We start from the raw sequence: 14,306 nt of genomic DNA, 5'->3' as shown, positions 1-14,306 counted from the left end.
CGTAGGGACTGCGGAGGAAAAAACCATGAGCAAGACAATCCGCCTGACGATGGCGCAGGCGCTGACCCGCTTCCTGTCCCGGCAGATGACCGAGATCGACGGGAGAAAAACGCCAATCTTCGGCGGCGTCTGGGCGATCTTCGGCCACGGCAATGTCGCCGGCATCGGCGAGGCGCTCTACCAGGTGCGCGACGAGTTGCCGACCTTCCGCGCCCACAACGAGCAGGCGATGGCGCATGCGGCGATCGCCTATGGCAAGGCCAATTTCCGCCGCCGCTTCATGGCCGCGACCTCTTCGATCGGTCCCGGCGCGCTGAACATGGTGACGGCGGCGGCCCTTGCCCACGTAAACAGGTTGCCCGTCCTGTTTTTGCCAGGCGACGTCTTTGCCAACCGCATTCCTGATCCCGTGCTGCAGCAGGCCGAGGATTTTTCCGACGGCACGGCGACGGTCAACGACTGCTTCCGCCCCGTGTCGCGCTATTTCGACCGCATCACCCGGCCGGAGCAGATCATCCCGGCGCTGAGCCGCGCCATGCAGGTGCTGACCGATCCGGCCGAATGTGGACCGGTGACTTTGTCGCTTTGCCAGGACGTGCAGGCCGAGGCCTATGACTATCCCGAGAGCTTCTTTGCCGAGCGGCTGTGGCGCCAGCGCCGGCCGCGTCCGGACCGTGACGAACTGGCGGCGGCCGTCGCGGCGCTCAAGGGGGCCAGGAAGCCGCTGATCATCGCCGGCGGCGGCGTGCTCTACTCCCAGGCTTCCGACGAACTGGCCAAGTTCGCCCAAGCCGCCGGCATTCCGGTCTGCGAAACGCAAGGCGGCAAGTCCTCGCTGCCGGACGATCACCAGCTCAACATGGCGGCGGTCGGTGTTACCGGCACCTCTGCTGCCAACCGGCTGGCGGAAGAGGCCGACGTCGTGCTCGCCATCGGCACGCGGCTGCAGGATTTCACCACCGGCTCGTGGGCGCTGTTCAAGAATTCCGGCAAGACCATCATCGGGCTCAACGTGCAGCCCTTCGATGCCGGCAAGCACCGGGCGCTGCCGCTGGTCGCGGATGCCTGGGAAGGGCTGGCCGAGTTGGGAACCGCGCTGCAAGGCTGGAAAGCGCCTGCCGCCTGGACCGACAATGCGGCCGCCGGCAAGAAGGCCTGGCAGGCCGATGCGGCCAAGGTGACGGCCTCGACCAACGCTGCTTTCCCCTCGGATGCGCAGGTGATCGGCGCCGTGCAGCGCGCCATGGGCTCAGGCGTGACGCTGCTGCATGCGGCAGGCGGACTTCCCGGCGAACTGCACAAGCTCTGGCAGGCCGGTGCGCCGGGCTCCTACCACGCCGAATATGGCTTCTCGACCATGGGTTACGAGATCGCCGGCGGGCTCGGCACCAAGATGGCCAAGCCCGACGAGGAGGTCGTCGTCATGATCGGCGACGGCTCCTATTTGATGCTCAACTCCGAGATCGCCACCTCGGTGATGCTCGGCCTGAAGCTGACCGTGGTGCTGCTCGACAACAGGGGTTTTGGCTGCATCAACCGGCTGCAGATGGCGACCGGCGGCGCCAACTTCAACAATCTCTTGCAGGACTCGCGCCACGAAATCCTGCCCGACATCGACTTTGCCGCGCATGCGGCGAGCATGGGCGCGATATCAGAGAAAGTGCCGTCGGTCGCCGAGCTGGAAAACGCGCTGCAAAAAGCCAGGAAGAACGACCGCACCACCGTGCTGGTCATCGACACCGATCCGTTGGTTTCGACCGATGCCGGCGGCCATTGGTGGGACGTGGCGGTGCCCGAGGTCTCGGCGCGGCCTCAAGTGAACGCCGCGCGCAAGGCCTATGACGAGAAGCGGCGGATGCAGAGCGTCGGCGATTGACGCCAGCTCCCTTCTCCCGGTCACTATACGGGGAGAGGTGCCGGCAGGCGGATGAGGGGCGGCGCTAGCGCCAAAAAATTGAACTGTCTAATCCGGAGTGACGACTTGAAAGCCAAATTGGGCATGTCCCCCATCGCGTGGTGGAACGACGATCTTGCCGAACTGAGCGATGACGTGTCGCTGGAGGAATGTCTGCGCCAGTCGCGCTCTGCCGGCTTCACCGGCATGGAGATGGGCCGGCGCTTTCCCAACGACCCCGCCATCATGCTGCCGATCCTGAAGGCCGCCGACGTGACGCTGTGCGGCGGCTGGTTTTCCGGCACGCTGGTCGATGAGGAGATGGCTGCCAACAAGGACCGCATCCAGCCGATGATCGACCTGTTCAAGGCAGTCGACGCGCCCTGCATCGTCTATGGCGAGGTCGGCCGCTCGATCCAGGGCGACCGTTCCAAGCCGCTCGCCACCAAGCCGAAGCTCACTGGCGACGAGATGAAGGCCTACGCGCGGCGCCTGACCGAATTCGGCGAATGGTGCGCCGAGCAAGGCATGCCGCTGTCCTATCACCATCACATGGCGGCTGTGGTCGAGACCGAGCCGGAGCTCGATGCCTTCATGCGCCATTCCGGCGAAGGCATCCCACTGCTGCTCGATGCCGGACACCTCGCCTTTGCCGGCGGCGACGTGCTGCGCGCCATCGACAACCACCACAAGCGCATCAGCCACGTCCATGTGAAGGACGTGCGCATGGGCGTGATCGAGAAGCTCGACCGTACGAAGCAGTCCTTCCTCGATGCCGTGGCGCTCGGCGCCTTCACCGTGCCGGGCGACGGTTCGCTCGATTTCGGCGCCATCGTGCAGCGCTTCGCCGACCACGGCTATGAAGGCTGGTTCGTGGTCGAGGCCGAGCAGGACCCGAAGAAGAACCCGCCGCTGAAGATGGCGCAGGTTGGCCACAAGGAGCTGATGCGGGTGATGACATCAGCCGGTTACACGGTGGAGACGCAAGGGTTTCCGAATGCCTGATCGGGTTCTCGCCAGGCCGGGCTTGCTGTAGGCTGGCCAGATGAAAGATTCCGAGCACCCCTTCTTCCGGCCATTGTGGCGGCGTGTCGCCGTCGTCGCGGTCTGCCTCATCTGGTCGGTCATCGAGTTCGCCACCGGCACGCCGTTCTGGGGCGTCATCGCGCTCGGCTTTGCCGGCTACGGCGCCTGGCAATTTTTTTATCTTTATAAGCCGGCCGACGAGACGAAGCCTCCGGCCGATCCGAAGGAATAGGCGGTCCATGGCGCGAGCAGTTTTGTGGATTGGATACTGCGAGCGTAACGGATCGCACACGTCGGCGATTGGCCGAAACGCCCCTCGCTTCGTCATCCTAGGGTCTTCGCGACGGAGCTTCGCTCCTGCTCCGCCCCAGGATGACGAAGTTGGAAGGCTAGGATAGGAGAGACAAAATGTCGAAACTGCTCGTCAAGGCCGACAAGGGCCATGGCCGCGTCGCCCATGTGACGCCGAAAAGCGCCGGCTGGACCTATGTCGGTTTCGACCTGCATCGGCTGAAGCCGGGCGAAAGCGCCTCGGGAAAGACGGACGACCACGAAGTCTGCCTGGTGTTCGTGACCGGCAAGGGTACCGCGAAAGCCGGCGGCAAGGATCTCGGCCTGCTCGGCGAGCGCATGTCGCCCTTCGATGGCAAGCCGTGGTCGGTCTACGTGCCGCAGGGATCGGACTGGTCGGTAACGGCCGATACCGAGCTGGAACTTGGCGTCTGCTCGGCGCCTGGTCTTGGCGGTGGCCTGCCGGTCCGGGTCATCGGACCGAACGATCTCGGCCAGGAGGTGCGCGGCAAGGGTACCAATACGCGCTACGTCACCAACATCCTGCCGGAAGGCCAGCCGGCCGACTCGTTGCTGGTCGTCGAGGTCATCACGCCCGGCGGTCACACGTCGAGCTACCCGCCGCACAAGCACGACCAGGACAATCTGCCTGCCGAATCCTATCTCGAGGAAACCTACTACCATCGCCTCAACCCGCCGCAGGGCTTTGCCTTCCAGCGCGTCTACACCGATGCCGACAAAAGCGGACATCGCGCGCTGGATGAAGCCATGGCGATCGAGGACGGCGATGTGGTGCTGGTGCCCAAGGGCTATCACCCCTGTGCCGCCTGCCACGGCTATGACCTCTATTATCTCAATGTGATGGCCGGACCGAAGCGGACGTGGAAATTCCACAATGCGCCCGAGCACGAATGGTTGATGAAGGCCTGACCGTCTCGCGTTTCCGGCCGAACTTATTGGTCCAGCTTGGAAAAATCGTCGGCTAAGGACCCCAGGGGTCGATTTGCCTTCTAAAACCCGTCAAAGCTTCGTCAATCCGTCATGGAAATCACCTATGGCAACGGTTCTGACGAGGACTTTCCATGCGTTATGCCATCTATTTCACCCCTAGGCAGGACGAGCCGCTGGCGCGCATCGCCGCCGACTGGCTGGGCCGCGATCCGTTCGGTGCCGCGACCAGGCCGGTTGAGGCCGTGGCCGGCCTGTCGGCAGCGGAAGTGGCCTTCCACACCGCCTCGGCGCGCCGCTATGGCTTTCACGCGACGCTGAAGGCGCCCTTCCACCTGGCTGCCACGGAGACCGAGACCTCGCTGCGCGCGGCGCTGGATCATTTTGCGGAGGTTACGCCTGTCGTCACGATCCCGCGCCTGGTCGTCAGCCAGATCGACAGCTTCTTCGCGCTGGTGCCGGATGGTCCGCTGCCGCCGCTCAACCGCTTCGCCGACAATGTGGTACGCGATTTCGACCGGTTTCGCGCGCCGCTGTCCGAGGCCGAGATCGAGCGGCGCAGCCCGGATTCGCTGAAGCCGGCCGAGTTCCGCAATCTCTGCCAATGGGGCTATCCCTATGTCTTCGAGACCTTCCGCTTCCACATGACCCTGTCCGGCCGGGCTGGCCCGCAGGAAAGCCCTCGCCTGCGCGCGGCGATCGACAGCCTGTTCGCCGATGTGTTGCGCCAGCCCGTGCTGGTGGACGCGCTGACATTGTTCGTTGAACCCGAGCCCGGTGCGCCGTTCATGGTGCTTTCCCAGCACGCGCTCGGACGCCGCCCGGCCCGGAAAACCGCCTGAACGAAACCCGCCTGCAAGAACCAAGGACTACCCGCAATGACCGCCGAAACCGTTCTTTCCAACGCCCGCATCGTTCTTGCCGACGAGATCGTCGAAGGCTCACTGGTGCTGCGCGACGGCTTGATCGCCGGCATCGATGCCGGTTCTGCCCGGATCGGCGAGGACATGGGCGGCGACTTCATCATTCCAGGGCTGGTCGAACTCCACACCGACCATCTCGAGGGCCATTATGCGCCGCGACCGAAAGTGCGCTGGAACCCGATCGCCGCGGTGCTCGCCCATGACGCGCAGGTGGCGACCGCCGGCATCACGACCGTGCTCGATGCCTTGCGCGTCGGCATGGACGAGGACGCCGACCTGACATTGGACGACATCCGCAAGCTGGCCGATGCGATCGAGGACAGCGTCGCGCGGGATCGTCTGCGGGCCGATCACTTCCTGCATCTTCGCTGCGAGGTTTCAGCGCCGGATTGCCTCAACGCATTCGCCAATTTCGACGGTGACGAACGGGTCAAGCTGGCGTCGCTGATGGACCACGCGCCGGGCCAGCGCCAGTTCGTCAACCTTGAAACCTATGCCTACTACTACCAGCGCAAGCTGAAACTCTCGGATCGCGATTTCCAGAAATTCTGCGAGAAGCGGATGGACGAATCGGCACGCAACTCTGGGCCGAACCGCGTCTTCATCGCCGCCGCCTGCCAGGAGCGCGGCATCGTGCTCGCGAGCCATGACGATGCGACGTCCGCTCATGTCGACGAGGCCATCGAGCAGGGCGTGCGGGTCGCCGAGTTCCCGACCACCGAGGAAGCGGCGCGGGCCTCGAAGGCCGCCGGGCTCGGCGTGCTTATGGGCGCGCCCAATGTCATGCGCGGCGCCTCGCATTCGGGCAATGTCTCGGCACGCACCTTGGCCAGCGACGGCCTGCTCGACATCCTTTCGTCCGACTACATTCCCTTCAGCCTGATCCAGTCGGCCTTCTTCCTCGGCGACATGGTCGAAGGCATTTCGCTGCCGCAGGCCGTCGCCATGGTTTCAAAGAACCCGGCGCAGGCCGTCGGCCTCGACGACCGCGGCGTCATCGAGCAGGGCCGTCGCGCCGATCTGGTGCGCGTGCGCGTCGACGATCATGTTCCGGTCGTGCGCACCGTCTGGCGGCAGGGACGCCGGGTGGCATGATGGTGTCGGCCTCGATCGAGCGCGAACTGTCCGCCGAAACCTTTCCGATCCGTCACGGCGTCTTTGTCGCTGTCGTGGGCCCCAGCGGTGCCGGCAAGGACACGGTGATCGGCTATGCCAAGGCGCTCTTTGCCGACGAGACGCAGCTGGAGTTCGTGCGCCGCGTCATCACCAGGCCGAGCGATGCGGCGAGCGAAGACCACGATACGCTGGCCGACGCCGCCTTCGCCGAGGCCGATGCCGACGGCGCTTTCGCCATCTCCTGGGAAGCGCATGGCCTGCGCTATGGCCTGCCTGCCGATGTCGACTGGTCTGTTTCCAATGGACATGTCGCCATCGCCAACGTGTCGCGCGCGATCATCCCCACCTTGCGCGAGCGCTATGCCAATCTGGCGATCGTCGAGATCACCGCTTCGCCCGAGGTGCTGGCCGAGCGGCTGGCGATGCGCGGCCGCGAGTCGCGCGGCGAGGTGCTGGCGCGGCTGGCGCGCAGCGCCAATATGAGCTTGTCCGGCCCTGGCGTCACATCGATCGACAACAGCGGTCCGCGCGAAGTGGCTGGCGAGCGTTTCGCCGAAGTGCTGCGCAAGGCCATGGCCTTTTCCGACATGTCGGGCCTGATCTGATCCGGGCTTGTTTCACCCGCCTGCTTGCGCTGCCGCTGGAAACGCCCCGGGCTGCTGGCCGCATGGGGTGATTCTGGATTACGCTCCGGGGATTCGCCCCAGGAATCAGGGTCGAGCCAGACAGGAAGCTTCATGCAGACACTGACACCCGTCCTCTCGACAATCGCGGCGGCATTTCTCGCCTCGCTGGTCGAGGTCGTCGAAGCTTTCACCATCGTGCTTGCGGTGGGGGTGACGCGCAGCTGGCGCCCGGCATTGACCGGCGCCGCGCTGGCGCTGGCGGTGCTGGCGGCCCTGGTGCTGGCCTTCGGCCCGCTGCTGGCGCTGGTCCCGATCACCACGCTGCAGTTCGTCGTCGGGGTGCTGCTCATCCTGTTTGGTATGCGCTGGCTTCGAAAAGCCATCCTGCGCAGCGTCGGCGTCATTGCTCTGCATGACGAGGAAGCGGCCTTCGCCAAGGAAACCGCGGCCCTCCACCGGCAGGCCGCCGACCGGCGCGCCGACTACCTCGCCGGGCTGGCCTCGTTCAAGGCGGTGCTGCTCGAGGGTGTCGAGGTGGTGTTCATCGTCATTGCCGTCGGCGCCGCGCATGGGCAGACATTTTACGCCAGCATGGGTGCGCTGGCGGCTTTCATCCTGGTGATGCTTGTCGGCCTGGCCGTCCACCGGCCGCTGGCGCGCGTGCCCGAGAATGCGCTCAAATTCGTGGTCGGGCTGATGCTGACCAGCTTTGGCATCTTCTGGACCGGCGAAGGCATCGGCGCCCATTGGCCGGGCGCCGATCTTGCCTTGCTCGCCATCTTCGCCATCGTCGCGCTGGCGTCCTTCGCCATGGTGCGCTGGCTGCGCGGCATCCTTCCAACGGCAGCCGGAGGGCTCGCCCGATGAACGTCCTTCGTCTCGTTGCCAGGGAGGTCTTCGGCATGTTCGTCGATGACGGCAATCTGGCGCTGCTGTCGCTGGTCCTGGTGGCCGCCGTTACCGCGGCGGTGAAGTTGCTCGCGCTGCCGCCGCTGCTTGGCGGTGGGCTGTTGCTGGTCGGCTGCCTTGCCATCCTGTTGCAAAGCGTTCGCCGCGCCGCACGCCAGAGCGGCAGGTAATTTCAGCCAAGGCCGCACGGCGGATCACCAGAGGGTGGCCGCGAAAGGCACGCCACCCCGTCAGCGCCCAGCACCGGTAAGCTATTTCTGCCGGGACTGACCTATTCCGCGGCGGCGCCGACCGCGCCCTTGCGGGCGGCATCGACCATCCGCCGGCGCGCCCGGAACACACCCCATTGCTGGTCGACCAGCACGCCGATGAGGATGACGCCACCCATCACCGCGAAGTTGAGGGAGGAGGGAATGCCGAGCAGGTTGACGAGGTTCTGCAGTTCCTGCAGCAGCACCGTGCCGAGGATGACGCCGATCAGCGAGCCCTCGCCGCCGCGCAGAGAGAAGCCGCCAAGCACCGCGGCCGCAATGGCGTAGAGCTCGTAGAACTGGCCGTGGCTGGCCGGCGAGATCGAGCGCGTGTACATGGCGAAATAGATCGCCGACAGCGCGGTAAGCACGCCGCAGATGACGTAAGCCGCCATGACGACGCGGCCGGTGCGAATGCCGGAATATTTCGCCGCTTCCTCGTTCTTGCCGATGGCGTAGAGATAGCGCCCGAACACCGAGCGGTGCAGCACCACCCACATGACGATGGCGATGACGATCAGCGCGAAGAAGGAGTTCGGCACGCCCCAGGAGCGGCCGGCGATCAGGAATTCGAGATCGGGAAAATTCTGCCCGAAGGCGAAACCGGCGGTGCCGTCGGCGGTGTAGAAGCGCGCGACGCCGCGATAGATCAAAAGCCCGCACAAGGTCACGACGAAGGGCTGCAGCTTGAGCCGCGTGATCAGCCAGCCATGCGCCAGGCCGATGATGGCGCCGAGCACCAGGATGAGCACGAAGGCAACAGGCCATCCCATGCCGCGCACGGCGATGAAGTCGATGAACAGCGTGCCCAGCAACGCGACAACGGAGCCGACGGACAGTTCGATGCCGCCGGTGATGATGACGAAGGCCTGGCCGATGGAGAGAATGCCGAACAGGCCGATCAGGTTCGAGGTGTTGGCGAGGTTGATCGGCAAGAGGAAGCGCGGATTGATGATGGCGACGATCGCCCCGACCACCAGGATCAGGATCAGCAGGCCGAGATCTTTCTTTGTCATCGTCGTCTCCGCTTACGGCCTGTTCGCCGGTTTGCCCACCGCGAGCAAAAGCACGTTTTCCTGGCTGAACTGATCCTTGTCGAGAATGCCCGAGATCTGGCCCTCATGCATGACGGCGATGCGATCGGAGACGCCGATCACCTCTTCCATGTCGGAGGAGATCATCAGCACGGCGACGCCGGCGTCGGCCAGCGCCCGCATCAGCCCGTAGATCTCGGCCTTGGCGCCGATATCGATGCCGCGCGTCGGCTCGTCGAGGATCATCACCTTCGGGTTCATGGCCAGCCATTTGCCGAGCACGACCTTCTGCTGGTTGCCGCCCGACAGCGTGCCGGTGCGCGTCTGCACCGAGGGCGCCTTGATGCCGAGGTTCTTCTTCTGCTTCTCGGCGGTGGTGGTCTCGGCGCTTGCGGAGACCAGCGAGCGCCTGGCATGCGCCGGCAGATTGGGGAGTGAAATATTCTGCGCGATCGACAGGTCGAGCAGGATGCCGGTCAGCTTGCGGTCTTCCGGCACAAGGAAGATGCCTTGCGCGACTGCGTCCGCCGCGCTGGCCAGCGTTAACGGCTTGCCGTTGAGCTCCAGCGTGCCGCCAAGGCTGGCTTCGATGCCGAAGAACACCCGCGCCAGTTCGGTTCGGCCGGAGCCGACAAGGCCGGCAAGGCCGAGGATTTCGCCGCGCCTGACGTCGAGATCGACCGGCCGGCTGGGGTAGGTGGGGGTGCGGACGGCCTTGGCCGCAAGCGCCACGGCGCCGGGGGCACGCGCCGCCTCGGAGGCCTTTTCGCGCTCCTTCAGCATGCGGCCGATCATCAGCTTGACCATCTGGTCGTGATTGATGTCGCGCTTGCCGAGCGTCCCGGCCAGCATGCCGTCGCGCAGCACCACGACGCGGTCGGCGACGCGCTCGATCTCATGCAGGCGGTGCGAGATGAAGATGACGCTGATGCCGTCGGCCTTCAGCGCCTTGATGACGTCGAGCAGCTTGTCGGTCTCGGCCAGCGGCAAGCTCGATGTAGGCTCGTCGAGGATCACCAGGCGCGCCTTGATCGACAGCGCCTTGGCGATCTCGACCATCTGCTGCTGCGCCAGCGACAGATCCGCGACCTGCGTGTCGGCGGAGAAGTTGGCGCCGACGCGCTTCAGCAGCGGCGCCACCATGTCGCGCAGTTTCGCGCGGTCGACCAGTCTCAGCGGTCCGGCGCGCAGCGGCTCGCGGCCGAAGAAGATGTTGGCGGCGACGTCGAGGTTTTCGAAGAGGTTGAGTTCCTGGTGGACGAAGGCGATGCCCGAACCCAGGCTCCCCTCCACGCTCAGGCCTTTGTGGGCGGCGCCGTCGACCGTGATGGCACCGCTATCGGGCGTGGTAACGCCGCCGAGGATCTTCATCAGCGTCGATTTGCCGGCGCCATTCTCGCCGACCAGGCCGATGACCTCGCCCGGCCTGACCTCCATGGAAAACCCGTCGAGCGCCACGACGCCCGGATAGGTCTTGCGCACGTTCTCGAGGCTGAGAAACGGGGTGGTCGCCGCGATGGATGTGTCGGAATAATTCATCATGCCTGACAGCAGCCGGTGGGCCGAAATGCCCATTCTGCAGACTGACGACCCCGGCAGGGTTCGTCAATGCGAACAGCCGGCTCAAGCGAAGTTGAGCCGGCTGAACTGCTTCTGGTCTTAGTTTCCAGCCATCGCCTTGAGATTGGCGGCGTAAGCGTCGACGTCATCCTTGCCGATGATCTTGGTCGGGATGATGATCAAATTGCCGGCCGGGATGCCCGACTTGTCACCCTTGAGATAGGCGGCCATCAGCTTCATGCCCTGATAGGCCCATTCGAAGGGCTGCTGCACGACGGTGGCGGCAATGGTGCCTTCCTTGACGCCGCCCAGCGTGATCGGATCGTCGTCGAAGCCGACGACGGTGATCGAGCCAAGCTTGCCGGCATCGCGCAGCGCTTCATAGATGCGTGGCGTGTTGTAGGAGTAGAAGCCGACCATGCAGGTGACGTCGGGGCTGGCGACCAGCGCGTCCTCGACATTCTTCTTGGCACGCGCCTGGTCGATGTCGTCGCCGCGTACGTCGACGAGTTCGATCTTGGTGCCGGCGAGGCCGTCCTTCATGCCCTGGATGCGCTCCTTGGCATTGTCGGCGCCGAGCAGGCCGACGAAGCCCAGGCACTTGCCGCCGTCCGGCATCGCCTTCTTGGCGATTTCGGCCGCCTGCTTGCCGGCGTCGACATTGGACGAGCCGATATAGGCGACACGCTTGGTCTGCGGGGCGTCGCTATCGGTGGTGAACAGCGCCGTTTGCGAAGCGATCTTGTTCAGGCCATCCGTCGAGGTCTTGGGATCGACGGCCGAGACCATGATGCCCTTGACGCCGGCGGTCACCAGGTCGTCCATCAGCCGCTGCTGGATGGCGACCGAGGATTGTTCGGGATATTTGAGTTCGAGCGTGTAGTCGGGCAGTTCGCCCTGCGCCTTCTTGACGCCGGCTTCGGCCGCTTTCCAGAAGTCGGAAGCGCCGTTGACGACGAAGGCCAGCGTCGGCTTGTCGTCGGCGCGCGCGATTGCCGTCGCCGTCAGGCCGACAGCCAGGGCCGCGGCGGCCACGGATGCATTGCGTATCAAGGATTTCATGTTCAACCTCCCGTTTTGGTCAGTCGTAGGGCTGACCGGACTTGCTCACTGGATTGTCTTGCACACTAAATTTGTCTTGCTCACCTGAATTGCCGTCTGCGGCGTGGACGCCCTCCTCCTCAAGGGGTTCCCGGCAGTGAAAGAATGGCGTCGTTACCAGCCACGGCCACGGACTTTAGAGACTCATTCCTCGTTCGTAAATAGTCCGATTTGTCTGACATATCACATATCTGAGACATGGTTTGCGGAAGTCATATCCGCTCCCCATCGGGCCATTCACAGACACTTCCATCGCAGCCGGACCAATGGGGGCCGGAGGCGATGGATTGACGGTATAGCGCATCCTTGTATTAGTAAACACTATTAGCAAACGACCGTTCCGGTGGCGCTCTGGTGTCACGGCCGAATCGGTTTGCCGACGCGGTGATGGCTGATCCCACGCAGCGGGGGCTTTGCGACCTCTGGTTTTGCGAGGGCTCGAGCCTGTATGGCGGGAGTGGGCCTAAGGATGGTAATAGTTATTAGTTCGGTCGATGCGCATGTGAATCGGAAGCGTCGCCTCATCTTGTCGGCCCGGCGGGCTACAGCTAGACAGGCTGGGAATTTGGGGGCGGCATGAGCGAGACGACGGACCAGGCCATCAGGAAGCGCCGCAAGGCGGCGGCAAAGCCCAAGGGCCGCGTCACCATGACCGACATCGCACGCGCCGCCGGCTGCTCGCAGGCGACGGTTTCCTTCGTGCTCAACAATTCACCTGGCATTCGCCTGTCCCGGCAGACTCGGGAGCGGGTGATCGAGGCGGCGCGCGCGCTTGGCTACAGCGCCCCCGCCTTCTCCGCGCTGAAGCCCGTTGCGGCTTTCGAGGGGGCTTTTGATGGCCCCGCCTTCGACGGACTCGACGGCGTGATCGGCTTCGCCGTCGACCAGCTCGCCACCAGCCCGGAAGCCGTGGTCGCCATCGAGGGCGCGCGCCAGGCCTCGTGGAATGCTGGCAACGTGCTTCTGGTGGCGCAGACCATGGGAGACGCCGTGATGGAGTCGCGCGCCATTTCGGCGCTGACCAGGCGCGGCATTTCGGCATTGATCTACATGACCATCTTCACCCGCGAAATCACGGCGCCCGACTTCCTCTACGGCCTCGACATTCCGGTCATTCTGCTCAACTGCTACACGGCGGACTATGCATTCCCCGCCGTGGTGCCCTCCGAAATCGCCGGCGGCCAGAGCTCGACGCGACACCTGATCAGCCACGGCCACCGCCGCATCGCCACCATCACGGGCGAACCCTGGATGCAGGCAGCACAGGACCGGCTGAAAGGCTACCGCCGCGCGCTCGCCACCGCCGACATCCCCTTCGACCCCGAACTGGTGGTCGAGGGCGACTGGTCGGCCAGCGCCGGCTACGCCGCGACAGTGAAGCTCTTGGCCCTGAAGGACCGCCCGACCGCCATCTTCTGCCAGAACGACCGCACCGCGATCGGCTGCTACGAAGCCCTGAAGGAAGCCGGCCTGCACATTCCCGCCGACATCTCGGTCGTTGGCTATGACGACGAGGAAATCGCCCGGCATTTGTTCCCGCCGCTGACGACGTCGATCCTTCCGCACATGGCCATGGGCCAATGGGCGATCGAGCAGCTGGAAGCGCCTGCGATAGTGGGGCGGGGGCGATATCCAATCACCAAGCTGGAATGCCCGCTGGTGGAGCGCGAGAGCGTGGCGGCATTCAAGGGTGTCGCATAAAGAGCCGGACTTTTCCTCCCGCACTCGGAGGCAGGCGTCCGCCGTGCGCTCCCCTGCCTTGGCTTCATCCTGATAGAGGTCCAGCCTGCGCCCGCAGCCAAGGGAGGCGCATATGACGTCGAGTTTCACCGTTCATGACGCGTCCGGCTATGAGCAACTCATGGGCCGCTGGAGCCGAAAGCTCGCGCCCAGCTTCATCGGTTTCGCCGGGTTCGCCCCTGGCGAAAAGATCCTCGACGTCGGCTGCGGCACCGGCAGCCTGACGTTCGAACTGGCGAAATCCGCCGACCTCGCGGCGATCGCGGCCATCGACTTTTCGCCTGTTTTCGTCGAGGCCGCAAAGCGACGCAACACCGATCCGCGCATCGAGATATCGCAGGCCGACGCCACCGCCTTGCCGTTCGCCGACCATGCGTTCGACCGCGCGCTGGCGCTGCTGGTGCTTCACTTCGTGCCGGAAGCCGGCAAGGCGGTTGCCGAAATGCGCCGGGTGACGCGGCCGGGCGGCGTGGTCGCGGCCGTGGTGTGGGACCATCTCGGCGGCATGGCGGGCATGCGCATGATGATCGACACGGTCGCCGCGCTCAGCGAGAGCGGGCGCCAGCTGCGCGGCCGCTATTGCTTCCAGCCGATGATGCAGCCCGGCGAAATGAAGCGGACCTTCATCGAGCAGGGGCTGGCCGACGTGACCGAAACCGAGCTGATGATCCGTATGGATTACCAGGACTTCGCCGATTACTGGACGCCGATTTCAGCCGGCGAGGGCTCGCTCGGCAAATACGTGACCACGCTGGAGGCAGCCGAGCGCGAGCGCACCGAGGCTGCCGTCCGCGATGCCTATCAGGCCGGGCGACCGGACGGCCCGAGGTCGTTCGCCAATGTCGCCTGGGCGTGCAGGGGCGTGGCGCCCTGACCACCCAGGCGGC

14 protein-coding genes are annotated in these 14,306 nt (G+C 64.9%); 11 read left to right on the top strand and 3 right to left on the bottom strand.

Annotated features, from left to right (window positions below):
- Positions 1-25: 25 nt before the first annotated feature.
- From iolD to LB555_RS13745, 9 genes are all read left to right on the top strand, one after another.
- Positions 26-1,876 carry a 3D-(3,5/4)-trihydroxycyclohexane-1,2-dione acylhydrolase (decyclizing) gene (gene iolD, locus LB555_RS13785; protein WP_224683074.1) on the top strand — a complete coding sequence of 617 codons (1,851 nt, stop codon included), beginning with the start codon at positions 26-28 and terminating at the stop codon, positions 1,874-1,876.
- Between the two features lie 105 nt (positions 1,877-1,981).
- Positions 1,982-2,899 (top strand): myo-inosose-2 dehydratase, encoded by a 918-nt coding sequence (gene iolE / locus LB555_RS13780; RefSeq protein ID WP_015314554.1) that lies wholly within the window; start codon positions 1,982-1,984, stop codon positions 2,897-2,899.
- 40 nt (positions 2,900-2,939) lie between these two features.
- A complete protein-coding gene (locus tag LB555_RS13775) occupies positions 2,940-3,152 on the top strand; it encodes a DUF3329 domain-containing protein (protein WP_015314553.1) in 213 nt (70 codons plus the stop codon).
- Between the two features lie 176 nt (positions 3,153-3,328).
- Entirely contained in the window at positions 3,329-4,141 is an 813-nt protein-coding gene (gene iolB, locus LB555_RS13770) for a 5-deoxy-glucuronate isomerase (RefSeq protein ID WP_224683073.1), read from the top strand.
- A 152-nt stretch (positions 4,142-4,293) separates the two neighbouring features.
- Entirely contained in the window at positions 4,294-5,001 is a 708-nt protein-coding gene (locus LB555_RS13765; protein WP_224683072.1) for a DUF1045 domain-containing protein, read from the top strand.
- 36 nt (positions 5,002-5,037) lie between these two features.
- The gene (locus LB555_RS13760; RefSeq protein ID WP_224683071.1) at positions 5,038-6,177 is read left to right on the top strand and encodes an alpha-D-ribose 1-methylphosphonate 5-triphosphate diphosphatase; all 1,140 of its coding nucleotides are present in this window, start codon (positions 5,038-5,040) and stop codon (positions 6,175-6,177) included.
- A complete protein-coding gene (phnN, locus tag LB555_RS13755; protein WP_224643484.1) occupies positions 6,174-6,803 on the top strand; it encodes a phosphonate metabolism protein/1,5-bisphosphokinase (PRPP-forming) PhnN in 630 nt (209 codons plus the stop codon). The genes LB555_RS13760 and phnN overlap by 4 nt, the downstream gene beginning before the upstream one ends.
- A gap of 132 nt (positions 6,804-6,935) precedes the next feature.
- Positions 6,936-7,691, top strand: a complete 756-nt coding sequence (locus LB555_RS13750) for a COG4280 domain-containing protein (RefSeq protein WP_224643483.1) — start codon at positions 6,936-6,938, stop codon at positions 7,689-7,691.
- Positions 7,688-7,903 carry a hypothetical protein gene (locus LB555_RS13745; RefSeq protein WP_140615349.1) on the top strand — a complete coding sequence of 72 codons (216 nt, stop codon included), beginning with the start codon at positions 7,688-7,690 and terminating at the stop codon, positions 7,901-7,903. The genes LB555_RS13750 and LB555_RS13745 overlap by 4 nt, the downstream gene beginning before the upstream one ends.
- A gap of 101 nt (positions 7,904-8,004) precedes the next feature.
- Here LB555_RS13745 and LB555_RS13740 read toward each other — a convergent pair whose 3' ends face one another.
- From LB555_RS13740 to LB555_RS13730, 3 genes are all read right to left on the bottom strand, one after another.
- Entirely contained in the window at positions 8,005-9,000 is a 996-nt protein-coding gene (locus LB555_RS13740) for an ABC transporter permease (protein WP_224683070.1), read from the bottom strand.
- Positions 9,001-9,012: 12 nt separating this feature from the next.
- Positions 9,013-10,557, bottom strand: a complete 1,545-nt coding sequence (locus LB555_RS13735; protein WP_224683103.1) for a sugar ABC transporter ATP-binding protein — start codon at positions 10,555-10,557, stop codon at positions 9,013-9,015.
- Between the two features lie 120 nt (positions 10,558-10,677).
- The gene (locus LB555_RS13730) at positions 10,678-11,640 is read right to left on the bottom strand and encodes a sugar-binding protein (RefSeq protein WP_015314544.1); all 963 of its coding nucleotides are present in this window, start codon (positions 11,638-11,640) and stop codon (positions 10,678-10,680) included.
- 615 nt (positions 11,641-12,255) lie between these two features.
- Here LB555_RS13730 and LB555_RS13725 point away from each other — a divergent pair.
- Both LB555_RS13725 and LB555_RS13720 read left to right on the top strand, forming a co-directional pair.
- On the top strand, positions 12,256-13,380 hold the full coding sequence (locus tag LB555_RS13725) for a LacI family DNA-binding transcriptional regulator (RefSeq protein WP_015314543.1): 1,125 nt from the start codon (positions 12,256-12,258) through the stop codon (positions 13,378-13,380).
- A 112-nt stretch (positions 13,381-13,492) separates the two neighbouring features.
- Entirely contained in the window at positions 13,493-14,293 is an 801-nt protein-coding gene (locus tag LB555_RS13720) for a class I SAM-dependent methyltransferase (RefSeq protein WP_015314542.1), read from the top strand.
- The last annotated feature ends 13 nt before the right edge of the window (positions 14,294-14,306 follow it).

The sequence above is a fragment of the Mesorhizobium sp. BR-1-1-10 genome, from assembly GCF_020165595.1.
Lineage (GTDB): Bacteria > Pseudomonadota > Alphaproteobacteria > Rhizobiales > Rhizobiaceae > Mesorhizobium > Mesorhizobium australicum.
The sequence above is the reverse complement of the archived record's forward strand: the minus strand, read 5'-3'. Positions and strand labels throughout refer to the sequence as shown.

Coding starts and splice junctions, on each gene's coding strand:
- LB555_RS13775 (WP_015314553.1), top strand. CDS start 2,940: ATGAAAGATTCCGAGCACCCCTTCTTCCGGCCATTGTGGCGGCGTGTC.
- LB555_RS13720 (WP_015314542.1), top strand. CDS start 13,493: ATGACGTCGAGTTTCACCGTTCATGACGCGTCCGGCTATGAGCAACTC.
- LB555_RS13735 (WP_224683103.1), bottom strand. CDS start 10,557: ATGAATTATTCCGACACATCCATCGCGGCGACCACCCCGTTTCTCAGC.
- LB555_RS13750 (WP_224643483.1), top strand. CDS start 6,936: ATGCAGACACTGACACCCGTCCTCTCGACAATCGCGGCGGCATTTCTC.
- LB555_RS13730 (WP_015314544.1), bottom strand. CDS start 11,640: ATGAAATCCTTGATACGCAATGCATCCGTGGCCGCCGCGGCCCTGGCT.
- LB555_RS13745 (WP_140615349.1), top strand. CDS start 7,688: ATGAACGTCCTTCGTCTCGTTGCCAGGGAGGTCTTCGGCATGTTCGTC.
- iolD (WP_224683074.1), top strand. CDS start 26: ATGAGCAAGACAATCCGCCTGACGATGGCGCAGGCGCTGACCCGCTTC.
- LB555_RS13765 (WP_224683072.1), top strand. CDS start 4,294: ATGCGTTATGCCATCTATTTCACCCCTAGGCAGGACGAGCCGCTGGCG.
- phnN (WP_224643484.1), top strand. CDS start 6,174: ATGATGGTGTCGGCCTCGATCGAGCGCGAACTGTCCGCCGAAACCTTT.
- LB555_RS13760 (WP_224683071.1), top strand. CDS start 5,038: ATGACCGCCGAAACCGTTCTTTCCAACGCCCGCATCGTTCTTGCCGAC.
- LB555_RS13725 (WP_015314543.1), top strand. CDS start 12,256: ATGAGCGAGACGACGGACCAGGCCATCAGGAAGCGCCGCAAGGCGGCG.
- LB555_RS13740 (WP_224683070.1), bottom strand. CDS start 9,000: ATGACAAAGAAAGATCTCGGCCTGCTGATCCTGATCCTGGTGGTCGGG.
- iolB (WP_224683073.1), top strand. CDS start 3,329: ATGTCGAAACTGCTCGTCAAGGCCGACAAGGGCCATGGCCGCGTCGCC.